Origin of the sequence: uncultured Sulfitobacter sp. (genome assembly GCF_947502895.1) — a bacterium.
In the GTDB taxonomy this organism is placed as follows: Bacteria; Pseudomonadota; Alphaproteobacteria; order Rhodobacterales; family Rhodobacteraceae; genus Sulfitobacter.
Window position 1 is genome coordinate 667,375 of the sequence record NZ_CANNBM010000002.1, and the last position, 23,000, is coordinate 690,374.

The 23,000-nt window shown below is 58.8% G+C and carries 24 protein-coding genes; 12 read left to right on the forward strand and 12 right to left on the reverse strand.

The features are described 5' to 3' along the window. Nucleotides 1-18: 18 nt before the first annotated feature. The 3 genes from Q0903_RS11235 to Q0903_RS11245 are packed head-to-tail and all read right to left on the reverse strand — an operon-like array spanning nucleotide 19 to nucleotide 2,896. Nucleotides 19-1,032, reverse strand: a complete 1,014-nt coding sequence (locus Q0903_RS11235) for a TIGR01620 family protein (RefSeq protein ID WP_299415255.1) — start codon at nucleotides 1,030-1,032, stop codon at nucleotides 19-21. Further along, nucleotides 1,032-1,481 carry a GNAT family N-acetyltransferase gene (locus Q0903_RS11240; RefSeq protein ID WP_299028641.1) on the reverse strand — a complete coding sequence of 150 codons (450 nt, stop codon included), beginning with the start codon at nucleotides 1,479-1,481 and terminating at the stop codon, nucleotides 1,032-1,034. Before Q0903_RS11240 ends, Q0903_RS11235 begins: the two co-directional genes overlap by 1 nt. After that, on the reverse strand, nucleotides 1,478-2,896 hold the full coding sequence (locus Q0903_RS11245) for a YcjX family protein (protein WP_299028639.1): 1,419 nt from the start codon (nucleotides 2,894-2,896) through the stop codon (nucleotides 1,478-1,480). Before Q0903_RS11245 ends, Q0903_RS11240 begins: the two co-directional genes overlap by 4 nt. A gap of 86 nt (nucleotides 2,897-2,982) precedes the next feature. Here Q0903_RS11245 and truA point away from each other — a divergent pair, with 86 nt between their 5' ends. Next, on the forward strand, nucleotides 2,983-3,750 hold the full coding sequence (gene truA, locus Q0903_RS11250; RefSeq protein WP_299415258.1) for a tRNA pseudouridine(38-40) synthase TruA: 768 nt from the start codon (nucleotides 2,983-2,985) through the stop codon (nucleotides 3,748-3,750). On the opposite strand, the gene Q0903_RS11255 is transcribed toward truA, so the two are convergent. The 3 genes from Q0903_RS11255 to Q0903_RS11265 are packed head-to-tail and all read right to left on the reverse strand — an operon-like array spanning nucleotide 3,747 to nucleotide 6,867. Then, nucleotides 3,747-4,235, reverse strand: a complete 489-nt coding sequence (locus Q0903_RS11255) for a hypothetical protein (RefSeq protein ID WP_299415261.1) — start codon at nucleotides 4,233-4,235, stop codon at nucleotides 3,747-3,749. The genes truA and Q0903_RS11255 overlap by 4 nt on opposite strands. After that, nucleotides 4,232-5,887 carry a hypothetical protein gene (locus Q0903_RS11260; protein ID WP_299415264.1) on the reverse strand — a complete coding sequence of 552 codons (1,656 nt, stop codon included), beginning with the start codon at nucleotides 5,885-5,887 and terminating at the stop codon, nucleotides 4,232-4,234. Before Q0903_RS11260 ends, Q0903_RS11255 begins: the two co-directional genes overlap by 4 nt. Next, a complete protein-coding gene (locus tag Q0903_RS11265; RefSeq protein ID WP_299415267.1) occupies nucleotides 5,884-6,867 on the reverse strand; it encodes a membrane dipeptidase in 984 nt (327 codons plus the stop codon). Before Q0903_RS11265 ends, Q0903_RS11260 begins: the two co-directional genes overlap by 4 nt. A 67-nt stretch (nucleotides 6,868-6,934) precedes the next feature. On the opposite strand from Q0903_RS11265, the gene Q0903_RS11270 reads away from it, so the two are divergent. The 5 genes from Q0903_RS11270 to Q0903_RS11290 all read left to right on the forward strand — a co-directional run bounded on the left by Q0903_RS11270 (nucleotide 6,935) and on the right by Q0903_RS11290 (nucleotide 11,075). Beyond that, the gene (locus tag Q0903_RS11270) at nucleotides 6,935-7,540 is read left to right on the forward strand and encodes a DsbA family protein (protein WP_299415269.1); all 606 of its coding nucleotides are present in this window, start codon (nucleotides 6,935-6,937) and stop codon (nucleotides 7,538-7,540) included. Between the two features lie 98 nt (nucleotides 7,541-7,638). Beyond that, nucleotides 7,639-8,835, forward strand: coding sequence for an FAD-binding oxidoreductase (locus Q0903_RS11275; protein ID WP_299415272.1), 1,197 nt, complete (start codon nucleotides 7,639-7,641; stop codon nucleotides 8,833-8,835). Nucleotides 8,836-8,858: 23 nt separating this feature from the next. Then, nucleotides 8,859-9,302, forward strand: a complete 444-nt coding sequence (locus tag Q0903_RS11280) for a GNAT family N-acetyltransferase (protein WP_299028615.1) — start codon at nucleotides 8,859-8,861, stop codon at nucleotides 9,300-9,302. Nucleotides 9,303-9,429: 127 nt separating this feature from the next. Beyond that, nucleotides 9,430-10,203 carry an aldolase/citrate lyase family protein gene (locus tag Q0903_RS11285; RefSeq protein WP_299415275.1) on the forward strand — a complete coding sequence of 258 codons (774 nt, stop codon included), beginning with the start codon at nucleotides 9,430-9,432 and terminating at the stop codon, nucleotides 10,201-10,203. 23 nt (nucleotides 10,204-10,226) lie between these two features. After that, on the forward strand, nucleotides 10,227-11,075 hold the full coding sequence (locus Q0903_RS11290) for an NAD(P)-dependent oxidoreductase (protein WP_299415278.1): 849 nt from the start codon (nucleotides 10,227-10,229) through the stop codon (nucleotides 11,073-11,075). 8 nt (nucleotides 11,076-11,083) lie between these two features. Here the strand turns inward: Q0903_RS11290 and Q0903_RS11295 are convergent, their stop codons facing one another. From Q0903_RS11295 to Q0903_RS11305, 3 genes are read right to left on the reverse strand one after another with little or no spacing between them, the layout of a single operon-like run. Next, nucleotides 11,084-12,403 carry an AarF/ABC1/UbiB kinase family protein gene (locus Q0903_RS11295; protein ID WP_299415281.1) on the reverse strand — a complete coding sequence of 440 codons (1,320 nt, stop codon included), beginning with the start codon at nucleotides 12,401-12,403 and terminating at the stop codon, nucleotides 11,084-11,086. After that, on the reverse strand, nucleotides 12,400-12,618 hold the full coding sequence (locus Q0903_RS11300; protein WP_299416059.1) for a TIGR03643 family protein: 219 nt from the start codon (nucleotides 12,616-12,618) through the stop codon (nucleotides 12,400-12,402). The genes Q0903_RS11295 and Q0903_RS11300 overlap by 4 nt, the downstream gene beginning before the upstream one ends. Nucleotides 12,619-12,620: 2 nt before the next feature. Next, nucleotides 12,621-13,160 carry a CIA30 family protein gene (locus tag Q0903_RS11305; RefSeq protein WP_366141494.1) on the reverse strand — a complete coding sequence of 180 codons (540 nt, stop codon included), beginning with the start codon at nucleotides 13,158-13,160 and terminating at the stop codon, nucleotides 12,621-12,623. Between the two features lie 148 nt (nucleotides 13,161-13,308). Here Q0903_RS11305 and Q0903_RS11310 point away from each other — a divergent pair, with 148 nt between their 5' ends. Genes Q0903_RS11310 through Q0903_RS11320 form a run of 3 tightly spaced genes read left to right on the forward strand, consistent with a single transcriptional unit; the run spans nucleotide 13,309 to nucleotide 17,412 of the window. Then, complete coding sequence (locus Q0903_RS11310) at nucleotides 13,309-13,965, forward strand: ABC transporter ATP-binding protein (protein WP_299416064.1); 657 nt, start codon at nucleotides 13,309-13,311, stop codon at nucleotides 13,963-13,965. Continuing rightward, nucleotides 13,962-16,361 carry an ABC transporter permease gene (locus Q0903_RS11315; RefSeq protein ID WP_299415284.1) on the forward strand — a complete coding sequence of 800 codons (2,400 nt, stop codon included), beginning with the start codon at nucleotides 13,962-13,964 and terminating at the stop codon, nucleotides 16,359-16,361. Before Q0903_RS11310 ends, Q0903_RS11315 begins: the two co-directional genes overlap by 4 nt. Continuing rightward, on the forward strand, nucleotides 16,351-17,412 hold the full coding sequence (locus Q0903_RS11320; protein ID WP_299415287.1) for a lipocalin-like domain-containing protein: 1,062 nt from the start codon (nucleotides 16,351-16,353) through the stop codon (nucleotides 17,410-17,412). Before Q0903_RS11315 ends, Q0903_RS11320 begins: the two co-directional genes overlap by 11 nt. A 21-nt stretch (nucleotides 17,413-17,433) precedes the next feature. Here the strand turns inward: Q0903_RS11320 and Q0903_RS11325 are convergent, their stop codons facing one another. Beyond that, nucleotides 17,434-18,036, reverse strand: a complete 603-nt coding sequence (locus tag Q0903_RS11325) for a class I SAM-dependent methyltransferase (RefSeq protein WP_299415289.1) — start codon at nucleotides 18,034-18,036, stop codon at nucleotides 17,434-17,436. Nucleotides 18,037-18,347: 311 nt separating this feature from the next. On the opposite strand from Q0903_RS11325, the gene Q0903_RS11330 reads away from it, so the two are divergent. Genes Q0903_RS11330 through argE form a run of 3 tightly spaced genes read left to right on the forward strand, consistent with a single transcriptional unit; the run spans nucleotide 18,348 to nucleotide 22,079 of the window. Continuing rightward, on the forward strand, nucleotides 18,348-19,721 hold the full coding sequence (locus Q0903_RS11330; RefSeq protein WP_299415292.1) for an aspartate aminotransferase family protein: 1,374 nt from the start codon (nucleotides 18,348-18,350) through the stop codon (nucleotides 19,719-19,721). A 20-nt stretch (nucleotides 19,722-19,741) separates the two neighbouring features. Continuing rightward, nucleotides 19,742-20,926 carry a M24 family metallopeptidase gene (locus Q0903_RS11335; RefSeq protein WP_299415295.1) on the forward strand — a complete coding sequence of 395 codons (1,185 nt, stop codon included), beginning with the start codon at nucleotides 19,742-19,744 and terminating at the stop codon, nucleotides 20,924-20,926. 4 nt (nucleotides 20,927-20,930) lie between these two features. Beyond that, complete coding sequence (gene argE / locus Q0903_RS11340) at nucleotides 20,931-22,079, forward strand: acetylornithine deacetylase (protein ID WP_299415297.1); 1,149 nt, start codon at nucleotides 20,931-20,933, stop codon at nucleotides 22,077-22,079. A gap of 72 nt (nucleotides 22,080-22,151) precedes the next feature. On the opposite strand, the gene Q0903_RS11345 is transcribed toward argE, so the two are convergent. Together Q0903_RS11345 and Q0903_RS11350 are read right to left on the reverse strand one after the other, a co-directional pair. Next, nucleotides 22,152-22,550: a hypothetical protein gene (locus Q0903_RS11345; RefSeq protein ID WP_299415299.1), complete on the reverse strand. Its 399-nt coding sequence runs from the start codon at nucleotides 22,548-22,550 to the stop codon at nucleotides 22,152-22,154. Between the two features lie 86 nt (nucleotides 22,551-22,636). Beyond that, nucleotides 22,637-22,918, reverse strand: a complete 282-nt coding sequence (locus Q0903_RS11350; protein ID WP_299028584.1) for a hypothetical protein — start codon at nucleotides 22,916-22,918, stop codon at nucleotides 22,637-22,639. Between the last annotated feature and the right edge of the window lie 82 nt (nucleotides 22,919-23,000).

Sequence of the window (23,000 nt, forward strand, 5' to 3'; positions counted from 1 at the left end):
TTCACAGTAAGGGAAACCTTAACTGCCGCGATCCGCCTTGCCGAACAGCCCGCCAAGGCTGTTTGCGATAATGCTGCGAACCTTCGGACGGGCCGTGGCAGAGAAGGGCAGTGGGCGGCAAACCTCCATCGCAGCGACACCCACGCGGGCCGTCAGCGCCCCGTTGACCAGTCCTTCACCGAAACGGCGACTGAGCTTGCCCAGCAGTGATCCACCCAAGATAGGCTCCAACATATCGTCGCCCACTGCAACCGCCCCTGTCGCCACCAGATGGGACAGCACCGCACGGGTCAGCCGCCAGCTGCCGAAAAAGCCCGAGCGCCCGCCATAAATTTCGGCGATACGACGGATCATGCGTAGGTTGGCCGTAAGTGCTGCGGCGACATCGGCCAAGGCCAGCGGCACAAGGGCGGTGACAGTTGCCACCTGCCGTGCCGCAGCTTCTACTTCACGCTGGGCTGCGATATCCAAGGGGGCCAAAATTTCGGTTTCTGCCACACCCAGAAGAGCCGAGGCATCAAGCTGGTCTGCGCGCAACTCGCCAAACCGCTCGCGGCCCCAGCGGGTATCCTCACGCCCTTTATAAAGGCGCAACAGGCGGTCTGCGGCATCGCGCGCGATGGACAGGTCATCATGGGCCAGGGCTTGGGTCGCACTGTGGCGCAAACCGTCAAGGCGGCCCAGACGGCCAAAGGCCGCCATTTCACGCAGCGCAACCAAAGCCAACACAGCCAGAAAGGCCACCATCAAGGCGCTGAGACCAAGGCCCAGCACGGGATAGCGCGCCATCAGATCGGTTACAAAAGTATAGGCGGCAATCGACACCAACGCACCGATCAGCGCAGCAGCCAGCCCCCAGAACAGTCGCATCAGGCGCGACGGTTTGCGCGCTGCAAGCCGTGCGGCGATCTGCATTGCTTGGCCGCGCGGCGCCTCCGCATCGGGCTGGTCAACGACAGCGGGTGCGTCAGCCACCGAAGGGCGCGGCGTTTGCTCCCCCTCTAGATCAAACAGAATGGGGCCTTTGGCCATTACTCTGTGTCCCTGTGCCATTCAAAGCGGATATCGGGCAGCTTGGCGTCATTATCATCGCCTTCGGTGCGGATAACTTCAGCGAAACCTGCTTTGAGATAAAAATCCGTCGCACGATCGTTCGCCTGATAACTCCATAGCCCCAACTTTTTGGCGTTGCGCTGTGCGTCGACCATCAAGCGACGGGCGATGCCGCGGCCTTGCAACTGCGGCTGCACACACAGACCGTGGATTTCGGTGCCTTTGCGCGCAATGAAGCCTGCCAGCACATCATCCAGATAGGCGGTGCGCACCCAGCCTGCCCCGATCATATCGCCAACCAGCATGATTTCCTCTGCTCCTGAATAGAGCTTGGGCAACCATTCGAGCTGCGCATTGGCAGCCCCCATCATATCTGCCAGTTTGCCCGCGTCCAATGTGCGGGCGGGGCGGATCATGATAACGCTCATAACCTGTCTCCGATCAGGAATTCTGCTGCGCGGTCCAGCCGGATATGCGGCGGCCCGTCTCCGGGGCGCAGGGTAAGGGGTGCAGGCGCAAAACGCATGATCTGGTAATCGGCGTCAAGCCATTTGTCAGCCCCTGCCCGCGCGGGGGTCAGAAGATGCGCAGGATCGTCAGGCAACGCACCCGGATAGAAGGCCGCCTGCTTGCCGCTTTCCAGTAAAGTGCCACGCACCACATCCAAAGCAGTGCCTTCATGGGTCATCGTGTCTTCGGTTGTGGCGCGCAGCGAGGCCAGCGCCAGCGCCTGAGTCTTTGCACCTGCAAAACGCGCCCGTTCACGGGCCTCGCGGGTCAATGCCTCCATGATCGCGGTCAGCTGGGCGTGTTGGCTATGGTGCAGATGATCCGCTTTGGTCGCGGCAAAGAGAATTTTCTCAACCCGTTTGCCGCCCAACAGGCCAGAGAGGAAACTGTTGCGCCCGGGGCGAAAGGCGCTGAGTGTCTCGCTCATCGCGGCGCGTAAATCTTCAACTGCAGGCGGGCCTGCGTTGATTGCGCCCAGCGCATCCACCAATACAACCTGACGGTCGATGCGGGCAAAATGGTTGCGAAAGAAAGGTTTGACGACTTCGCGCTTGTAGGCCTCAAAGCGGCGGGCCATCTCGCGGCGCAGGCTTTTGCGGGCATCTCCGCCTTGGGTTTCGGGCAATGGTGCAAAGGTCAGCACAGGAGAGCCTGCCAGATCACCTGGCAGCAGAAACCGCCCCGGCGTGCAGTCTGAAAAGCCGTCCAATCGCGCCTGCGTAAGATACGCGGCAAAGCTTTCGGCCAGTGTTTTGGCCTGCGGTTCGTCCAGCGCGGATTGCGTGTCAGTGGCCGCAACCATGGCAAGATAGCCCTGCGCCTGCGCGCGCGGCGCTATCCGTGCAAGCGTTTGCGTGCTCCAGTCGTCATAGCTGAGGTCAAGCAAAGCAAGGTCGAGCAACCATTCACCAGGGTAATCGACGATATCTAGATGCACCGTGCGCGGTCCTTGCAGCCCTGACAACAGACCCTTGGGCCGCACCCGAAGGCTTAGCCGCAGTTCGGATACGGCGCGTGTGCTATCCGGCCAGTGGGGTGTCGTGGCCGTGAGCGCCCCCAAATGCGCCTCGTATTCGAACCGCGGAATGGTGTCGTCTGGCTGGGGTTGCAAAAAGGCCGCTTCGATCCGCCCTTCGCTGGCAGCCACAAGGCCCGGCATACGCCCGCGGTCGATCAGGTTGGCAACAAGTGATGTGATGAACACAGTCTTGCCCGACCGCGCCAGCCCTGTAACGCCCAGCCGGATCACCGGCTCGAACAATGTCTCTGATACGGTGTCCTGTACGGCCTCGACCTGCCGCCAGATGCCGTCAGCGATTTGAGATAGTACCACGCGCGCCCTGCCTTGATTGATCCACCCTACATAGGGCCACAGTGCAGGGATTGCCACCGCCCAGCGCCCGCGATAAAGCCCCTTTTATGCCACGCTACGCCCTGAAAGTTGAATATGACGGCGCGCCCTTCTTCGGATGGCAACGCCAGACTGACCTGCCCTCGGTGCAAGGGGCGATAGAGGCTGCGCTGGCCAAGCTGGAACCGGGGCCACACACGATTGCCGCGGCGGGCCGTACAGACAAAGGTGTGCACGGTCTGGGCCAGGTTGCACATTGCGACATGAGCCGCGACTGGACGCCGTTTCGTTTGTCAGAGGCGCTGAATTATCATGTCAAACCCGCGCCCATAGCGATTGTCGATTGCGCCCCCGTCCCCGATACCTTTCACGCACGCTTCTCGGCCACACACCGCCGCTATCTGTTCCGCATCCTGTGCCGCCGCGCGCCCGCCACCCATTCGCGCGGCTACGTCTGGCAGGTCAAACAGCCGCTGGACGTGGACGCCATGCGCGCAGGAGCGGCGCACCTGCTGGGCAAGCATGACTTCACCACGTTCCGCTCCACCATCTGCCAGTCCATGACCCCCGTGAAAACGCTGGATCGGTTGGACATCGCGCAGGTCGAGACAGACTATGGCACCGAGGTGCATTTCGATGTGCGCGCGCAGTCATTTCTGCACAATCAGGTGCGCAGTTTTATCGGCACGCTGGAGCGGGTCGGAACAGGATCGCTTGCACCTGACGATGTGAAAACAGCACTGGATGCGCGCGACCGTGCAGCATGTGGCCCTGTCAGCCCACCCCATGGCCTATATCTGGCACAGGTCGGATACGACACGCCCCCTTTCGGCTAGTCGTTATCGCTAAGGCCCGCACCCGCCCCTGCCAGACGCGAGGCATCACTTTCAGGCACCAGCAAACGCGCGCCCAGATCCGACCAATGTGCATAGCAGCCATCGGGCAGATCAATGCGGTGCGGATGCCCGCGTGCAGAAGGTTGGTTCAGATCAATGCGCGTCACGCCTGCCGCATCAAATTCGGCGGCAAAGGGCAAGGCACCAACATAGCTTTGTAAAAGCGACGCATCAAAACCTGTGATCATCCCTGAAGCGCGGCCGTCATCAGCCTGTTCGGCAAGACGCGCAAGCGCGAGGGGGATATCCATGATCGGCCCAGCGGGCAAGGCGGCAAGGGCACTGTTCAATACGTCAAGCGGGTGTGCTGCGTTCAGATATACAACAACAGCGGCACCGAACTGGGCCGCTTGCGCGGGCGGAGCCCCTGCCCCGCGTGCAGCTTTGGTGGCCAGTCCCATCACTTCGTTGGCCGAGCGTGTCATGCGGCAAAAACCGGCAGCCACCAATCGTCGGCCTTGGCGTCCAACTCATCCGCCAATGGCGCCCCTTGGCATAGGGTAATACGGGTCCAACGGTCCGACTTGGGATCAAACTTTGATGCACCAAAGAACGACAGCTTACAGCGCAGCATATCAATCGGCAGACAGCTTTGCGCGATCAGGTTGTCGCGGATTTCAGCATAAGGGTAGCGCGCCGCCAAGGCTACACGTTCAACCGCCATTGCGTGTTCGGGATAACGCGCAAGATACGCTGACACCGGCTCACGTGTTTCGGGTAGATCGGCAAACGCGGCGGCCACGCGGCGGGCAATATCCAGCGGCGATTCCAATGCCGCCCCCTCCTCTTCAAACCGCAGGCCAAGGCGCGGCTCCATCTTGGCCTGAGAGATGTACCAGAACTGGCCGCAATGATCGGGATCAGCATAGTCCGTATCCAAAGCCCAGCCGAATGAATGTTCGATCTGGTCGCGCAGCGCATCTGTATCGCACAAAGGCGGCACAAAGGCACCGAAAGGGTCGGACATGCAGTCGGTCAGCCCATCCACAAGATCGCCAAACGGCTCGATCAACAGCGCAACCATCAGTTCTTGTATGTCCTCGCTCATCGTGGCGGTTTCATGCAGGACGCGGTCCAGTGGCCTGTCCCCGCTCAATGCCTGAAGGTCCAGTAACGCGCGGGCCTTGGCCCAATCGGCGCGCAGCTTGTCGATGCGGGCTTGGTGGGCTGTGTCAGGGACATGCCATTGTGCCAGATGCTCTGTGGCGCGCTCCGCCAATGCGCGCAACCGTGCGATCTGGTCATCTGAAAGAGCCGGGACAGCACGTACCCGTGCAATCGCTGTTTCCCGCGCCATCATCCAATTGTTCAGCAGCACCGGATGCGTCACCAGAAACGGGGCCATGCCCAGACCCGTCGAATTCCCGATGCCCAAATGCCGCTTGAGTGTGCGGTCAAGTTGTGCGCCGCCCACATGTTCGGCTAGCGCATGGGTAAAGTGCCGAATGAGCCAGACCGTGAGCATTTCAGCCGCAAACGGCCCCTCCAGTCCGGGGCGCTGAACATATGTCGAACGGTCCGCGATCCCGAATTTGCCGTTCCCGTAAACAGCCGTTGTGCGCATCAGATAGCCTACATCGCGCACCATATCCGCATCAGGCTGACGCCCTGCGCGCAACGCCTCGACCACATGGGCAAAAAGGCGCACAGACTTGTTGGCACGGCTCAGCACCAGATCACGCGGACCAAAGCGCCCCGCCTCTTGCAGCGGGACATTGGCAACAATGCGCGCGATGTCATCTGCGTCGGGGATACCGTCAAACAAAACATAGGCGCTATCCCACGCGGTGGCGATCACGCGGTCTGTGCGCAACTCTGGCGGCAGATCGGTAGAGACTGCAACCAGTGAATAAGTATGACCACCAAGATCAACGCTAAACACGCCATGGCCGAAGCCGTCATCGCACATCTGCCAAATGTGTCGCGTCACACTGGCCCTCTCACCCGCAAGGCGGCGCACCAGACTTCGCAGGAATGACAGGCGGGTCGGAAACATCGAACCCATGCGCGACAGGCGCATCACCTCATCAGGCGTGCGCAGGGGCATTTGCGCTGGCAGGTCAGGGAAATCCTTCATGGCGCTGCTCCAAAACTTGTCTCGTAGAACCGCAGCCAGTTGGCGCCCATGATACCGTCAATCTCTTCCGGCGTCAGGCTTGTCGCCTCCAGCCCTGAGCGGATATTGCCGAAATCACGGTTATCATTGAACCAAGTTGGCATCGGCGGGAAACCTGCATTGCTGGCTGATCCCTCGCCATAGTCGATCACCTTGGACCACCGACCCACGCGCATCCATTCCACAATGCTGTCAGGCTGGTCCTGACACAGGTCCGTGCCGATCCCCAGGTTGTGCGCACCGTAACGCCGCGCGGCCTCTTCGATCATCTGGCAAAAGCTATCAACCGTGCAAGATGGGCCACCCTCAAGATGATGTGGGTAGATGGAAAACCCAAGCATACCGCCGCTGGCGGTCAGCGCGCCCAGCACCTCATCGGATTTGTTGCGCAGGGCCTTGTGCCACCACGCGGGGTTGGCGTGGGTGATGGCGATGGGGCGGGTCGAATGTTCGATCGCGTCCAACGTAGAACGATCGCCGGAGTGGGACATATCCACCACCAACCCCACGCGGTTCATCTCGGCCACGACTTGACGGCCCATACGGGTGAGGCCCGCATCGTAATCCTCATAGCAGCCCGTCGCGAGCAAGGATTGGTTGTTATACGTCAGCTGCATGAAGCGGATGCCAAGCTGGTGGCAAATCTCGACCAGCCCGATGTCATCCTCAATCGGGCTCGGGTTTTGAAAGCCGAAAAAGATCGCAGTGCGCCCTGTCTCTTGGGCGCGCTGCACACAAGCGGCGGTCGTTCCTTTGAAGATCAGGTCCGGATGCGCCTCGAACCACCGGTTCCATTGCTCAAGGTTCAGGACCATTTCACGAAAGCTCTCGTGGTAGGCGATAGTGACATGAACCGCGTCCACACCACCCTCACGCATCTGTTCAAAAATGCGGGGCGAGAAACGGGCGTATTGCAGATTGTCTATAAGTGGTGATTTCATAGGGCGACGATGCCGCAAACCCGCAGACCGGTCCAGACAAACTTGAACAGTCATCAAAGGAAACCGTATGTCCGATAAAGTGATCGAATATTTTTACTCGGCCCATTCGGCCTATGCCTATCTGGGCGCGAAAGAACTGGCGCGGATTTCCCAAGCCACAGGATGGCGCATCGTGCATCGCCCGTTTGATTTCCACCCTGTTATCAACGCCGCTGGTGCTACGGGTTTCAAGAAACGCAGCGCCGCCCATATCGACTACTTTTTTGGCCGTGAGCTCAGCCGCTGGGCGCAATGGCGTGACCTGCCGATCCTCGATTTCCGCCCCACCTTTCACGACAATCCGCTTGCCTTGGCCAATGGCATGATCATCGCGGCAAGTGATCCCGACCGCATCAGCTTTGCCATTTTGCAGGCGCATTGGCGCGATGATGCGGATATCGCGGACCCTGACACGTTGCTGGCGCTTGCCACGGCATGCAGCGAAAACGGCCCCGAGTTGATTGAGGCGGCTTTGTCGGACAGCGTTCAGCGGCAACATGACGCCAACACCCAAGAAGCGATTGACCGCAATGTCTTTGGCTCGCCCGCATACTTTATACGCGGGGATATGTTTTATGGCCAAGACAGGTTGGAAATGGTGGCCCGCGCCATTGCCCAACCCTTTGCGCCCTAACCCTTTCCACGCAACCCGCCCTTGCGCGACAAGCCTCTGGGCAAGGCGCAGGCGCTGTGATTATCGTACGCCGAGATTTTTCAGCAGAGAGACAGCACATGCAGACCCCTTCCCGCGCCAGCTATGATGTAGTGATTGTCGGTGGTGCCATCTATGGCTCGGCCGTTGCTTGGTGGCTGAGCCAGATAACAGGCTTTGATGGCACGGTTTTGGTCGTCGAGCGTGACCCGACCTACAGTTTCGCCTCGACATCCCATACCAACAGCTGCATCCGCCAGCAGTTCAGCAACCCGACGAACATCGCCGTAAGCCAGTTTGGCGCAGAGTACATTCACAATTTCCGTGACTTCATGGGCGGAGATGAAACAGTCCCGCACCTGACGCTGCAAAGCTATGGCTACATGTATCTGGCCGACACACCTGAATTCACCGAAGATTTGCGACAAGCCCAAAAAATCCAGCACAGCCTCGGGGCCGCAACCAAACACATGAGCCGCGACGAGATTGCACAAAGCTATCCGTTCTACCAACTGGACGACATCATCGCCGGCAATCACAATCTGGTGGACGAGGGGTATTTTGACGGGGGTACGATGTTTGACTGGTTCAAACGCAGTGCGCGCGCCAACGGGGCCGAATATGTACACAACGAAGTCACCGCAATGACCCGTACAGGTGATACTGTACAAAGCGTGACACTGGCCTGTGGCACCCAAATTGCCTGCGGCACTGTCGTCAACGCCAGCGGCCCGCGGGCGAAGGCAACGGCGGCGATGGCGGGGCTTGACCTGCCCGTGGTGCCGCGCAAACGCTATACATACGTCTTTGACGCCGCGCATCCACTGGACCGCGATCTGCCGCTGACGATTGACCCGTCGGGCGTACATTTTCGCAGTGAAGGCAAATACTATCTGGCAGGTTGTCCGCCAGATCATGATGTGGATGTGGCCTATGACGACTTTGCCTTTGACCACTCCCTGTGGGAGGAAAAGGTATGGCCGACTATTGCCGCCCGCATTCCCCAGTTCGAGGCGATCAAAGTCATCAACGAGTGGGTCGGCCACTATGCCTATAACACCTTCGACCAGAACGCGCTGGTCGGCCGCGCCCAGAGCTGTCCGAACTTTATCTTCGTCAACGGGTTTTCCGGCCACGGCTTGCAACAGTCCCCCGCCATGGGCCGCGGCGTGGCCGAACTAATTGCTTATGATATGTACCGCTCGCTCGATCTGAGCGTGTTCGACGTGAACCGCGTCGAGCGAGACGCAACTTTTGTCGAAACTGCCGTTATCTGAAATACACAGAATAGGACACCTATATGCCCCTTACAATCCGCCCCGTTTCGCCCGACGACCGCCCCGCGTGGGAGGCACTCTATCAGGGTTACGCCAAATTCTATCAGGTAGAGCAGACCGCCGAAATGCGCGCGCGGGTGTGGGGCTGGCTGCATGATGCGGAAAACGAGGTGAACGGCTTTGTCGCCGAGCAGGACGGCACATTGATCGGCTTTACTCATTACCGCCCCTTCTACTCCCCGCTCAGCGCGAATGTGAAAGGCTTTCTCGACGATCTCTTTGTTGATCCGGCTGCCCGTGGCAGCGGAGCCGCGCAAGGTCTGATAGATGCTGTCAGTGCAGAGGGCCGCGCCAAAGGATGGGCAGTTATTCGCTGGATCACGGCCGATGACAATTACCGCGCACGCAGCCTCTATGACCGCGTCGCGACGCGGACTGGCTGGATCACTTATGACATCCAGCTGTAGATACATGAGACTTATGGATAAACACCCGGAAATATTGGAATCGGATAACTATTGAGCAGTTTTGCACAGTAAAGCGCCAAATTAAATCACATAAAGACAATCCAGAAACCCAACGAAGAGGCACTGAATGGAATATCCTGACAACCAATTCACCCATGCCCTGCGCAAAAAGCAAAAGCAAGTCGGCCTATGGATCAGCCTGTCCAGTCCCTTTGCTGCCGAAGTAACCGCACCTGCGGGGTATGATTGGGCGCTGGTCGACATGGAGCATACCCCCAACGATTACTTCACAGTTCTAGGCCAGCTACAGGCCTTTGCCGCGACGCAGACCACTGCCATTGTGCGGCCCGAATGGAATGACCCTGTCTGCGTCAAGCGCTTGTTGGATCTGGGCGCGCGCGGGTTGCTTTTCCCTATGATCAACACTGTTGAAGAAGCACAAGCCGCCGTGGCCGCCACCCGATATCCGCCGCACGGTGTGCGCGGATTTTCCGGTGCTACCCGCGCCAACCGCTTTGGCCGCATTCCCGATTACATCAGCCGCGTCGAGGGCGAGACAACGGTACTCCTACAACTCGAATCCCGCCAAGCTATCGAAAATGCCGAAGCAATCGCAAACGTAGATGGCGTGCATGGGGTGTTCTTTGGCCCTGCCGATATCGCGGCAGACATCGGCAGGCTGGGCAAACCCTTGGACGATGAAGTCTGGAACCTGATCCGCCCGTGTGCTGCGCGGCTCATTGCGCAAGGAGTTGCCGTTGGCACTTTGGTCAACGACGCCGGATTTGCGACACAACTTCTCAACGATGGATTTACATTTGTCGCCTGCGGCACTGATACAACGCTTTTGGCCCGCGCCGCAGACGCCCTGCTGAGTGACGTCAAAACAAACCTCACATAACCCCCATAGAAAGGCGCCGCCACATGGCAAAAAAACTTGGTAAAATCGTTCTGACAGGGGCTGCAGGCCGCCTCGGCTCATACCTTCGCGAACCGCTCACAAAACTGTGCGACACGCTTGTTTCCACCGATATCAAAGAAGCCCCCGACAAGCTGTATCCGGGAGAGGCGTATGTGCAGGCGGATCTGGCGGATTTTGACGCGATGAACAGCGTGATTGAGGGCGCCGAGATGGTGATCCACATGGGCGCGTTTGTGGACGAAGGCCCGTTCGAGCAACTGCTGGGCCCGAACTTTGTCGGTTCCTACAATGTCTGGGAGGCCGCCTCACGCCACGGGGTGCGGCGCGTGGTCTATGGCTCATCCATCCATGCGGTCGGCATGTACCCCAAGAACGAGTTCATCGACACAGAGGTGGCCCATCGCCCCGATACGTTCTACGGGCTGGCAAAGTGCTTTACCGAAGATCTGGGCAGGATGTATTGGGAAAAGCGCGGGTTGGAGAGTGTGCACATGCGGATTCTGTCTTGCGCACAGGTCAACAACGCCCGCGCGCTTGGCTCATGGCTCAGCTATGATGATTTGATCCAGCTCGTGACACGCTGCATCGAGACGCCTGTCACGGGCTTTGCTATCATCTATGGCGTCAGCAATAATGACCGTGCGCCTGTTGATAACTCCAAGGCCAGCTTTCTGGGCTATCGGCCCAAAGACAACGCCGAGCAATTCGCGGAGGAGGTTCTGGCCAATGAGCCGCAGATGGACCCGCACGACCCCAACCATATGTGCCACGGCGGCCCCTTTGCCGGCGTTGATCTGGGCAACTCGGGACTGGCTGGAATGAACGTGATCGACGACACGAAAAAGAGCTAGATAGCGCCTTAACCCTCGATGTAAGGGGCCAGCATATCCGCCACAGGAAGCTTGGCGCGCAACCGTGCGCCAAGCAGGAACATGCCCCCGAATTTGCGTTGGAGATATAAGACATCCATCGGCACAGCAGGCGGGACAAACCCGTCGCGGGCCAGCGTTTCCCCCATCGCCTGTATTCGCTGGGTCAGCGTGGTATCCGCGAAATCGAACATAGGCACACGCAATCCCTCAAAGGCGAGGTGGATCATTTCCATCACCTGTTCTCGATGGTTTTTTGGTGTATTTTTATTTATGAATCCTATGGTTACACATAGTTCTTCAAGTGATTTATGATCCTGCTGCAATCCCGCTCCAAACATCAGGCGATAAAGCTCTGATATATCATCAGAAATCTCTCTCGTTGCGCCGAAATCAAGCAAGATAATCTCGCTACTGATCGGATCATAACGATAATTTGCGAAATTAGGATCGCTCTGCATTAACTTGAAATCAAACAATTCTTTTAGCGTCAAATCAACGAGGCGCCGCATAATCAGATCGCGTTGTGTTTGATCTTGCTCAACGGCCTCTTCAATCGGGCGGCCCTCGATGAAATCCATCGCCAGAATTGTCTGCGTGCTCCAGTCCTCGTGGACAGCGGGCAACACGAATCCTTCGACCCCCGCCAGCAGTTTACGGAAACGGTTCAGGCAATCGGCTTCGCGCAGATAGTCGGTTTCCTCATGCAGCTGCTGGGTCGCTTCTGCCAGATATGGGTCGATCAGAAACCCCTTGGGCAGCATCCCCGACATCTTGATCAGACTGCCCACATTTGCCACATCGCTGTCGATGCTTTGCGCAACGCCGGGGTACTGCACCTTGATCGCCAAATCGCGCCCGTCGCGCAACTGGGCGCGGTGCACCTGACCGATAGAGGCAGCAGCGATGGGGCGCACATCAAAGCGCGCAAACTGGCGCAGCCACCCATCGGGCCACTGGCTGCCAAGCAGTTTCTTGAGCTGTGAAGGCGGCATGAAATGTGCGTCATCACGCAGCCGCCCCATGATCTGTGCCAGTTCGGGCGGCAACACATCGCCCGTATCCATCGAAACAAGCTGCCCGATCTTCATCGCCGCACCCCGCATCTTGGCCAGCTGATCAGCGATCCGTGTGACATTGGCAGGGGTCAACAGCAGGCCGCGCCAATCAGGCCGTTGCCCCCGCCCCAGCTGCGCCATACCGCCCAGCGCCATGTTGCCCGCAACCCCCGCGGTCATAGAACCGAGCCGCGTCAGCCTGCCCAAGCGGCTTGCCGGAACGGAAAGACCCTTCTCACGCGGATCGCTCATTTGTATTGCTCGCGGCGGGTGCCAAAAGCGTGCACACGTTTGCGCCATGCACGGTAACTGCCAGCCTTCAATTCGCGACGCATCAGGGCTTGGACCTCTTTTTCAGACAGGCCATATTCAGCCTTGATCGTTGCAAACGGCACGTGATCGCTGAGCGCCATCTGGATGATGTCACTGATTGCCTCGGGTTTAAGGCCTGCTGGCTTGCTTGAGATACTCAACGGTAGAAGCCAATTTCAGCTACCGATACATCCGCAACCATCTCGGCTCCGATTGCCAGCACACCAATGCGCCGCAGCCGCGCCGGATCAAAAGGCGCTTCCGTTCTGTGCGGGGCAAAAGAAGTCCATGGCAGCCGCAGGGTTTGCCATTCGGAAGTTGTCTCGATTATGGCACGGTAGGACTGCCAGGGTCGCTGCAATTGATCTGTGCGCAAGCGGATTTCATACGTGTTGCTGTTGCCCTGAAAGGTCAGCTCAATACCCTGCCATTCTGAGGCGTCAAAAACAGCACCATCGGCCAGATCAAACGCCATCTGGATAAACCCGCCATTGTTGTCCAGCGAAACCGTGCCGTGCAGCCGCGTAACAGTGCCACTTTCAACTTCCATAACGCTCAGCTGTCCCTCCGAGACGCCGCCCATCACGGTATCGGCTACGTATTCCCAGTCAGGCGATAATTTCATCATATTTCCTTGCGCGGCGAGCGGGCCTGCCACCAGAGCAGCGGCCAGACTTGCGTTTCTGAGCAATCCCATGCTGCCCCCTTCTTTTGCGTGCTTGATGATCTAGCCGCAATTGCCGCGCTGACCAGCATTGGCGCGACAAATGGCCCGTTCCAAATGCCAGATGCCGCTGGTCATCGCGCTTGTGTGCGATAGGTTTGGAACAACAACGGAGTTTGCGATGCTGTTAGAAGTGAAGGCTGTCGAGAAATCCTATGAAACCGCTACAGGGAAGGTGCCAGTTCTGCGCGGCATCGACATGCATGTGGCCGCAGGCGACACATTGGCCCTGACCGGCGAGAGCGGATCAGGCAAAAGCACCTTGCTGCACCTGATCGGAGGATTGGATACCGCAGATGCGGGCAGCGTGATATTGGACGGACAAGACGTGACACAACTGGACGATACGGGTCGTGCGGCGTTGCGCCGCCACTGTGTCGGGATTGTCTTTCAGCAGTTCAATCTGATTCCGTCGCTTGATGTGGCAGCGAATATTGCTTTTCAGGCCAGATTGGCAGGTGCTTATGACAAGGGGGCAGCCGAAACGCTCTGTGATGCTTTGGGGCTGACAGCGCACCTGAAGAAATATCCCGATCAACTGTCAGGCGGCCAACAGCAGCGGGTCGCAATAGCGCGGGCGCTGGCAGCCAAGCCCAAGCTGATCCTTGCTGATGAGCCGACTGGCAATCTCGACGAAGAAACGGCGGCGCAAGTGATGGACGAGATGCTTGCGCTGGTCACCCAGACAGGGGCCGCGCTGGTCATGGTCACACATTCCCCGCGGCTGGCAGATCGTATGGAGCGGCGTTTGCACCTGCGTCAGGGGGTGCTTGCGTGACACACGCAGGGCTTTGCGCACTTTGGTCGCATTGGCGGCGCAATCCGTTGCAGCTGTTTACGCTGATCGCTGGGTTGGCGCTGGCCACTGCGCTTTGGTCTGGCGTGCAAGCCGTAAATGCAGAGGCGCGCGCAAGCTATGATGCCGCGGCCGCGACCTTGGGCGAAGGGCAATACGACCAACTGCTCCCGTCCTCTGGCGCGCAGATTGACGAGGCCAGCTTTGTTGCCCTGCGCCGTGCTGGCTGGCTGGTAGGGCCAGTGATTGAAGGACAGGTCGGCGGACCGCTTGCGCAGGTACGTCTGGTGGGGATTGATCCGCTGACCGCACCCGGAGGCATGGGGCCACTAGGCGGTGGCGGCGGGATGAGCCTGCCCGATTTTCTGTCCGAGCGCCCTGTTTTCGCCAATGCCGAGACGGCGGCAAAGCTGGAGGGGTTCATCGACGCGCCTGTTGTGATCGAACCCACCATCGCCCCCGACACAGCGATCACAGATATTTTTGTCGCCCAGCGTCTGCTGGATGCGCAAGGCAAGCTAAGCCGGTTGATCGTGGCCGCAGAGCAACCAATCGGTCGGCCGCCTTTGGCCAGTATCGCACCAGAACTCATGCGCCGCACCGCACAGGGTGGATCGGATGTGGCACGGCTGACAGACAGCTTTCACCTCAACCTTACCGCCTTTGGACTGCTCAGCTTTGCCGTGGGGATTTTCATTGTGCACGGTGCAATCGGCCTCGCGTTCGAGCAGCGTCGCGCAATGGTGCGGACGTTGCGCGCCTTGGGAATGCCGTTGCGCCGTCTGATCGTGCTGATGGCGGCAGAACTGCTGGTATTGGCGCTGGCAGGCGGCGTCTTGGGCGTTTTACTAGGATATTTTGTAGCGGCGACCCTGTTGCCTGATGTGGCTGCCACGCTCAAAGGGCTCTACGGCGCACAGGTGTCGGGCACGTTGCAGTTGCGGCCTGCATGGTGGCTGTCAGGGCTAGCCATATCGGTGTTGGGCGCTGCCATTGCAGCCACAGGGGCGCTTGTGTCAGTTGCGCGGATGCCGCTGCTGGCCAGCGCACAACCGCGCGCGTGGGGCATGGCGCGTGGCCGGATGCGGCGCGCGCAGATGGCAATCAGCGTGATGCTTCTTTTACTGGCGCTCGTGTTTAGTATCTTTGGTCAGGGGTTGCTTATGGGCTTTGCGCTACTTGCCTGCCTGCTGATCGGCGCGGCACTGGCCCTGCCGCTGCTGCTGGACGGTGCGCTGCATATGGCAGCCAAGGCGGCACAAGGGGTCACTGCCCAATGGTTCTGGGCCGACACACGTCAACAGCTACCGGGGCTAAGCCTTGCACTCATGGCGCTGCTTTTGGCCATGGCTGCCAATGTCGGTGTCTCGACAATGGTGTCCAGTTTTCGGCTGACCTTTACAGGGTTTCTGGATCAGCGCCTTGCCTCAGAACTCTATATAAGCACAGAAAGCACCGAGCAGGCCCGCGCGTTCGAAGCCTATGCAGCGCCGCTGGCGCGCGAAATACTGCCGCTTTTGTCAATAGAGACCGAGTTAGCAGGCTTGCCAGCCGAGCTTTATGGAGCGCGCATCGGCGCAACCTACCGCGACAACTGGGGCTTGCTTGACGAAGGTCCGAAGGTTTGGGACCGTATTGCCGAAGGTCAAGCTGTGCTGGTGAACGAACAATTGGCGCGCCGTGCAGGGCTTTGGGTGGGTGATGATCTGGCTATTGCCCCTGATACGGTTTTACCCATCGCAGGGGTTTTTGGCGATTATGGCAACCCGATAGGTCAGGCAATCATCGCTGAGCCTCTTTTTGCGCAGCTTCACCCCCAAGTGCGTGCGACCAGATTTGGTCTGCGCACAGACGATCCCAGCGCCCTCCGCAACGCGTTACAGACCGCTTTCGGCTTACCTGCCCAAGCGATCACAGACCAAGCGCAGATCAAAGCGTTTTCCCTTGCCGTGTTCGAGCGGACTTTTACCGTTACAGCGGCTCTTAATGTCCTGACGCTCACTGTGGCGGGATTTGCCATATTCATGAGCCTTCTAACCCTTGCGGGAATGCGCATGCCACAACTGGCCCCTGCTTGGGCGCTGGGGATCACACGTGCGCGTCTGGGCCAGCTTGAACTGATGCGTGCGGTGGTGCTGGCCGTCCTGACCACCGCTTTTGCGCTGCCGCTGGGGCTGGCGCTGGCGTGGGTCTTGCTGGCTGTCGTGAACGTAGAGGCGTTTGGCTGGCGCTTGCCCATGTATGTTTTTCCACGGGACTATGCGGTGCTAGGGCTGTTTGCCTTGGTCGCTGCCGCATTGGCAGCCGCATGGCCAGCGCGCAAACTGGCCCGCACCCCACCCGCTGATTTGCTGAAGGTTTTTGCCAATGAACGTTAGGTCCATCCTGTTTGCCCTCCTGTTCGCCTGGGCCTTGCCAGGCACTGTCGTCGCCCAGGGGTTTGCTGGTATGGGCAGCGAGGCCGCAGGCTTTGCCAACCCTACACCTGATCCACAGTTTGACTTTCCTACAGATCACGGGCCGCACCCCGAATACCGGATAGAGTGGTGGTATCTGACCGCCAATATGCAAGGGCCGGACGGCACACCCTACGGCCTGCAATGGACATTGTTCCGGTCTGCATTGGCGCCTTATGCCACCGAAGGTTGGGACAGCCCGCAAATCTGGCTTGGACACGCGGCCGTCACTACACCGCAAGCCCACTACACATCCGAGCGGTTTGCCCGTGGCGGCACGGGCCAAGCTGGCGTGACCGCAGCGCCTTTTGATGCGTGGATTGATGAGTGGCACATGCGCGGCCCCGACTTTGATACGCTCAATCTGCGCGCTGCGGGGTCCAGCTTTGCTTATGATGTGACGCTTGATGCACAGGGCCCCCTGATTTTTCACGGGACGCGTGGGTATTCGGTCAAATCCGAGCAGGGACAAGCCAGCTATTACTATTCGCAGCCGTTTTTCAGGCTGAGCGGCACCCTGACACTCCCCGACGGGGACGTCCCCGTGACGGGCGCTGCGTGGCTGGATCGCGAGTGGTCGTCCCAGCCGCTGGCATCTGATCAAACCGGTTGGGACTGGTTCTCGCTTTCCTTTGATACAGGCGACAAGCTGATGGGCTTTCGCCTGCGTCAGTCGGACGGCAGTTATTATACCTCTGGCACATGGATCACCACAGAGGGGGTGACTACGGCTTTGCCCAACGGCAGCTTTGATGCGACCCCGCTGGAGGTGTCGGATTTAGACTGGCGCGACGTGCCGACCCGCTGGCAGGTCCGCGTGCCAGACCACAACGTCGACATAACAGTCGCAGCGATCAATACGGATGCGTGGATGGACCTGTCGGTTCCTTATTGGGAGGGGCCGGTAACTGTCAGCGGCTCACATAAAGGCATCGGTTATCTGGAGATGACGGGGTATGATGCGGCGCAGTGATGTCACATGGCCCCGCACCAATCAGACAGTCATAAAAACGTCGTAACGTGTTGATTTACCTTTGATCTGATAGGTACAGGGGCCGACCCCTGCGATCGGATCAGCCTTGGCAGGCCATTTCAGAACAACGCGGTTTCGGGCGTATTTCAAAGCAGTGCGCAACAGATCGGCAGCGTCTTCATCCGTGCCCACAATCTCGCGAATTTGGCGCAGCTCGCGCTTTACCAAAGCAGATTTTTTGCGCGGAGGGTGCATGGGATCAATCAAAACCGCTTCAGCCTCCAGCTGTGGCAGCAGATCTTTGGCATCACCTTTCAGCAAGGTCATCCGCCCGATGATTTCAGTGAACGGGGCGCCCTCGAGCAGCGCGCGGGCCATGCCATCCTGGAGCAGCGCATGCATGACCTCGGACCGCTCGATCAATGTGACCTGAGCCCCCAGCGAGGCCAGCAAGAACGCATCACGCCCCAGACCCGCCGTTGCATCGACGATTGTGGGGGTTTTACCTGCGCGTAGACCCATCGCCTTGGCGATGTCCTGCCCGCGCCCGCCGCCAAACCGCAGCCTGTGCGCAACAGCGCCTTCGGCAAAATCGACCCGTAGTTTAGTAGAATCCTGCGTCATGCCGCGCTCAATCTCGCTGTGTCATCACTGCACCGCTGTCTACACCGTTTCGCACGTAAAACCATAGGACATAACACAAAGCCGCCGTGCCTATGCCTACCGCGTCAAAGGATTGCTGAAATTTCAGTTGATCTGGAATGATTAAGCATGGTTCAATTCCCTCACCACCTTGGCAATAAAGGCATTGCGCGCTGCTGCTCGGGGCGAGCGGAGCGTGTCCGCGCGCAACTTCGGCCAATCGGCCAGCTGTGCCGCGCATGTTCCCTTCACAAATCAACAGGCGGCGCGCCGCCTTAGCCAGAGGGACAGCCATGCTGCACAACGACAAACTCGAACAATGGGATCGGGAAAATTTCTTTCACCCGTCAACGCATCTTGCTGAATTCGCACGCGGAAATGCGCCACAGCGCGTGATTACAGGCGGCTCGGGCTGTCATATAGAGGATCGCGATGGCAACCGGATGCTTGATGCGTTCGCAGGCCTATATTGTGTAAACGTAGGCTATGGCCGCGCGGAGATCGCCGAGGCCATAGCCGAGCAGGCCAAAGAGCTGGCCTATTACCATTCCTATGTGGGCCACGGAACCGAAGCATCTATTACCCTTGCAAAAATGGTGCTGGATCGCGCGCCCGACACGATGTCGAAGGTGTATTTCGGCCTGTCCGGATCGGACGCGAACGAGACGAACATCAAGCTGATCTGGTACTACAATAACATTCTGGGCCGCCCGCAGAAAAAGAAAATCATCTCGCGCTGGCGGGGCTATCACGGCTCTGGCCTGATGACAGGGTCGCTGACGGGGCTGGAGCTGTTTCACAAGAAGTTCGATCTGCCTCTGGCGCAGGTCATTCACACGCAGGCGCCTTACTATTTCCGCCGCACCGATATGGATCAGGGCGAGGGTGATTTTGTCGCGCATTGCGTCGCAGAGCTGGAGGCGATGATTGCGCGTGAAGGGGCCGACACCATCGCGGCCTTTATAGGCGAGCCGGTGCTTGGCACGGGTGGTCTGGTGCCGCCCCCCGAAGGATACTGGCCCGCGATACAAGCTGTGCTGGAGCGTCACGATATTCTGCTGGTCGCAGACGAGGTGGTAACGGGTTTCGGCCGCTTGGGCACGATGTTCGGCTCGGATCACTACGGCATGCGGCCAGACCTGATTACCATCGCAAAGGGCCTCACATCTGCCTATGCGCCGCTGTCAGGCTCTATTGTTTCTGAAAAGATGTGGGCCGTGCTGGAACAAGGCACAGACGAGAACGGACCCATCGGTCATGGCTGGACCTATTCGGCCCACCCCATCGGGGCGGCTGCGGGCGTTGCCAATCTTGCGCTGATCGACAAGCTGGGGCTGATCGACAACGCAGCCGATGTGGGCGCCTATCTGAACACACAGATGCGCGCCGCACTTGGCGACCATCCCCATGTGGGCGACATCCGCGGAACCGGCATGATGTGCGCAGTCGAATTTGTAGCCGATAAGGACAGCAGACAGTTCTATGACGCAAACGACAAGATCGGGCCGCAGATCGCGGCCAAGCTGCTGGAGCAAAGCAGCGTGATCGCCCGTGCCATGCCGCAAGGCGATATTCTGGGATTTGCGCCGCCCTTCTGCCTGACCCACGCCGAAGCGGATGAAGTTGTCGCCGCGACACACAGGGCTGTGTCTACGGTTCTAGGCTGACACCAGAAAGGGGCATTGCTATGAACGCGCATAACGCAGCATTTGAAACCGCGGAATATGACCGCCGAATTGCCAAAACCCGCGCCGCTATGGCCCACGCGGGCCTCGACGCGATATTTGTCACGGACCCGTCCAATCAGGCATGGCTGACGGGCTATGACGGCTGGTCATTCTATGTGCATCAAGGCGTCATCCTCACCATGGAAGGAGAGCCGATATGGTGGGGCCGCTACATGGATATGATGGGCGGCAGGCGCACGTGCTGGATGCAGCACGAGAACATTGTCGGGTACGGCGACCACTTTGTGCAATCCACCGAAATCCATCCCATGCAAGACCTCGCAGAGCGGCTGAAAGAGCGGGGGCTGGAAAAGGCGCGGATCGGGGTGGAGATGGAGAACTATTATTACTCCGCCAAAGCGCATGCCACGCTGGTGGAGGAACTCCCCGAGGCGGTTTTGCACGATGCAACTGCCTTGGTGAACTGGCAACGTCTGGTTAAGTCAGAGGCGGAGATTGGATTTATCCGCAAAGCCGCACGTATTTCCGAGAAAGTAATTCGCACAGCGATAGAGCGCGCGGATGTGGGCGTACGCAAAAACGATCTGGTGGCCGATATCATACATGCGGGCATCACCGGCATTGGCGATGATTGGGGGGATTATCCTGCCATTGTACCGCTTACCCCATCGGGGCTGGACGCCACGGCGGCCCATCTGACATGGGACGGCGCGCCAATGCGCGCGGGCGAGGCCACATTTTTCGAGCTGTCGGGATGTTACCGCCGATATCATGCCCCGCTGTGCCGCACTGTGTTTCTCGGCACCCCGTCAGACGAAATGCGCCGCACCGAAGCCGCCCAGATCGAAGGGATCGCCGCAGGGTTGGAGGCCGCGCGCGCAGGTAACCGAACCTGCGATATCGCCAATGCGTTTATGGCCGTGATGGGCAAGCACGGGATCGAACGCTCTGGTCGCATGGGCTATGCTATTGGTCTCAGCTATCCTCCGGACTGGGGCGAGCGGACGGCCTCTATCCGCAGTGAAGACCAGACGGTGCTTGAGCCAGGCATGACCTTCCACTTCATGCCCGCGCTCTGGATGGAGGATTGGGGGCTGGAGACAACCGAGACGATCCTGATCCCTCAAAACGGCCCCGCCCAACCGCTGTGCGATATCGAGCGGAAGCTATTTGTGAAGAATTGATCCCATGATCGAGCAGACCAAGCGCATCCTGTCAGACCTTGTGGCCTTTCCAACAGTCTCGGCTGACAGCAACCGCGACATGATTGCCTATCTTGCCAATCGTTTGGAAGACTGCGGCGCGCAGGTCGATATTCTGGCGGATGACACAGGGGCGAAAGCGAACCTATTTGCCACCTTTGGCCCCCTTCGCGACGGGGGCATCGTCTTGTCGGGCCACAGCGATGTTGTTCCCGTAGCCGATCAGGACTGGACGACCGATCCGTTCAAGATGGTTGAGCGGGAGGGACGATTGTTCGGGCGTGGCACCTGCGACATGAAGGGGTTTATTGCGGCAACCATCGCAATGGCCCCGCAATATGCCGAGGTAGTGCGCGACAGACCCCTGCATCTTGCCTTCACCTATGACGAAGAAACAGGCTGCATCGGCGCAAGCCATCTGGCGCAAGCCCTCGTTGCACGCTCCCTCAAACCTGCCCTTGCGATTATCGGAGAACCGACAAGCATGCAGATTGTCGAAGGGCATAAGGGATGCTTTGAATACACCACGCGTTTTGAAGGGCTTGCAGGCCACGGATCAGCCCCTGACCTTGGCGTGAACGCGGTGGAATTCGCCGTACGCTATGTCTCGCGGCTGCTAGCGCTGCGCGATGATTTGAAAACCCGCGCCCCGCCTAACAGTCGCTTTGATCCACCATGGAGCACAGTGAACCTTGGCGCACTCAATGGCGGCCAGGTTCATAATGTGATCCCTTCCAAAGCGAGAGTGGATTGGGAGATGCGGCCGGTACAGGCCAGCGATGCCGCGTATGTCAAAGACACGCTGCAAACCTATTGTGAGAGCGTGCTGCTGCCCGCCATGCGCGCGGTCTATCCAGACGCGGCAATCGAAACCGAAGTCATTGCAGAGGTGGCGGGCCTTGTGCCTGCGGATGAAAACGAGGCGCGGCGCATTGTGTCCGAACTGACGGGTGCCAATGATGTGCAGCTTGTATCATTTGGAACGGAAGCAGGCATATTTCAATCATTGGGCATGGACGTGGTTGTCTGCGGGCCAGGCTCTATCGAACAGGCCCATAAGGCAGACGAATTCCTATCTGTCGATCAGCTGGAGGGCTGCCTGACAATGCTGAGCAGGCTTGGCAGCAAGCTGTAACCCGATGCGCACAAGCTCCCTTTTCACATCACAACCGAGCATAGCGATTGGGCCGAGTGGAACTGGGCTGCCCTACAGGCCGTCGGGCAAACGATCATAAAATTTCCAGACTTTGTCTATGCGGCCCTCGCCGCAATAGCCCCAGTACATCTCGATCCCCGGATAGGTATCACTGTTGGACAATTCTAACCGCCCCCAATGATAGCTACCCTCAAACGGTACATCGCAAGGCTGGTCTGACTTATCCTCCAGCCAAAAGCCTGCAAAAACGTGACCGTCAAATTCCAGCCCGAAAAAGCCGTTGTCTTCGGTATAGGTCCCCTCATAACCATCCTGCGTGGGCGTTACCCAAACCTCTCCCCAGCTGGTATCCCATGCACCACCAAAGGTCTCTATTGTTGCCATCTCTTGCGACAAGAGTGGCTGGGCAAAGAGGAGTGAGAAAACAACGGGTAGGAAAAGGCTCTTCATTAGACATCCCTTTATCGAGGAACGATCAGAATTCCGATTTAAGATTGGGGCGATGGGCCCCCGATAAACGAACAGGCAGCTCGGGATCAGAATGCATCAAATTCGGGAACATTGCCAATCCTGACAAGAAATTCAGGTGGGTCTACCTCGCCACTGTTTGGATCCTCGCTAATCATATAGGCATCGGCCCCTGCGCACGTCTCGGCTTGGGCCTCGCGTTCGGCCCTGTTTTGCGCCTCAGAGGCGGTGGTATATTCGAACTGCTTGTCGATTTTGAGCGCGGGTGGGCTGTTCTTTCCCGTGCTCTCCTCCACATAGGTTTGACATATGTAATGCAGTCGAGGGGCGTTTTGATCTGTGTCTGTCATGGATCGACCTTTGGGATAAGAGAGAGCGCACTGCATCGCCAGTTTGCTGAACGGAGCAATCTCGCAGCAGGCGCCTAGCGCA

What these genes read in the sequence shown, in the direction of transcription:
- Q0903_RS11275 (WP_299415272.1), top strand. Translation starts at nt 7,639, where the DNA reads ATGCAGACCCCTTCCCGCGCCAGCTATGATGTAGTGATTGTCGGTGGT.
- Q0903_RS11310 (WP_299416064.1), top strand. Translation starts at nt 13,309, where the DNA reads ATGCTGTTAGAAGTGAAGGCTGTCGAGAAATCCTATGAAACCGCTACA.
- Q0903_RS11260 (WP_299415264.1), bottom strand. Translation starts at nt 5,887, where the DNA reads ATGAAGGATTTCCCTGACCTGCCAGCGCAAATGCCCCTGCGCACGCCT.
- argE (WP_299415297.1), top strand. Translation starts at nt 20,931, where the DNA reads ATGATCGAGCAGACCAAGCGCATCCTGTCAGACCTTGTGGCCTTTCCA.
- Q0903_RS11280 (WP_299028615.1), top strand. Translation starts at nt 8,859, where the DNA reads ATGCCCCTTACAATCCGCCCCGTTTCGCCCGACGACCGCCCCGCGTGG.
- Q0903_RS11240 (WP_299028641.1), bottom strand. Translation starts at nt 1,481, where the DNA reads ATGAGCGTTATCATGATCCGCCCCGCCCGCACATTGGACGCGGGCAAA.
- Q0903_RS11235 (WP_299415255.1), bottom strand. Translation starts at nt 1,032, where the DNA reads ATGGCCAAAGGCCCCATTCTGTTTGATCTAGAGGGGGAGCAAACGCCG.
- Q0903_RS11335 (WP_299415295.1), top strand. Translation starts at nt 19,742, where the DNA reads ATGAACGCGCATAACGCAGCATTTGAAACCGCGGAATATGACCGCCGA.
- Q0903_RS11270 (WP_299415269.1), top strand. Translation starts at nt 6,935, where the DNA reads ATGTCCGATAAAGTGATCGAATATTTTTACTCGGCCCATTCGGCCTAT.
- Q0903_RS11295 (WP_299415281.1), bottom strand. Translation starts at nt 12,403, where the DNA reads ATGAGCGATCCGCGTGAGAAGGGTCTTTCCGTTCCGGCAAGCCGCTTG.
- Q0903_RS11320 (WP_299415287.1), top strand. Translation starts at nt 16,351, where the DNA reads ATGAACGTTAGGTCCATCCTGTTTGCCCTCCTGTTCGCCTGGGCCTTG.
- Q0903_RS11305 (WP_366141494.1), bottom strand. Translation starts at nt 13,160, where the DNA reads ATGGGATTGCTCAGAAACGCAAGTCTGGCCGCTGCTCTGGTGGCAGGC.
- Q0903_RS11345 (WP_299415299.1), bottom strand. Translation starts at nt 22,550, where the DNA reads ATGAAGAGCCTTTTCCTACCCGTTGTTTTCTCACTCCTCTTTGCCCAG.
- Q0903_RS11350 (WP_299028584.1), bottom strand. Translation starts at nt 22,918, where the DNA reads ATGACAGACACAGATCAAAACGCCCCTCGACTGCATTACATATGTCAA.
- Q0903_RS11330 (WP_299415292.1), top strand. Translation starts at nt 18,348, where the DNA reads ATGCTGCACAACGACAAACTCGAACAATGGGATCGGGAAAATTTCTTT.
- Q0903_RS11325 (WP_299415289.1), bottom strand. Translation starts at nt 18,036, where the DNA reads ATGACGCAGGATTCTACTAAACTACGGGTCGATTTTGCCGAAGGCGCT.
- truA (WP_299415258.1), top strand. Translation starts at nt 2,983, where the DNA reads ATGCCACGCTACGCCCTGAAAGTTGAATATGACGGCGCGCCCTTCTTC.
- Q0903_RS11265 (WP_299415267.1), bottom strand. Translation starts at nt 6,867, where the DNA reads ATGAAATCACCACTTATAGACAATCTGCAATACGCCCGTTTCTCGCCC.
- Q0903_RS11290 (WP_299415278.1), top strand. Translation starts at nt 10,227, where the DNA reads ATGGCAAAAAAACTTGGTAAAATCGTTCTGACAGGGGCTGCAGGCCGC.
- Q0903_RS11255 (WP_299415261.1), bottom strand. Translation starts at nt 4,235, where the DNA reads ATGACACGCTCGGCCAACGAAGTGATGGGACTGGCCACCAAAGCTGCA.
- Q0903_RS11285 (WP_299415275.1), top strand. Translation starts at nt 9,430, where the DNA reads ATGGAATATCCTGACAACCAATTCACCCATGCCCTGCGCAAAAAGCAA.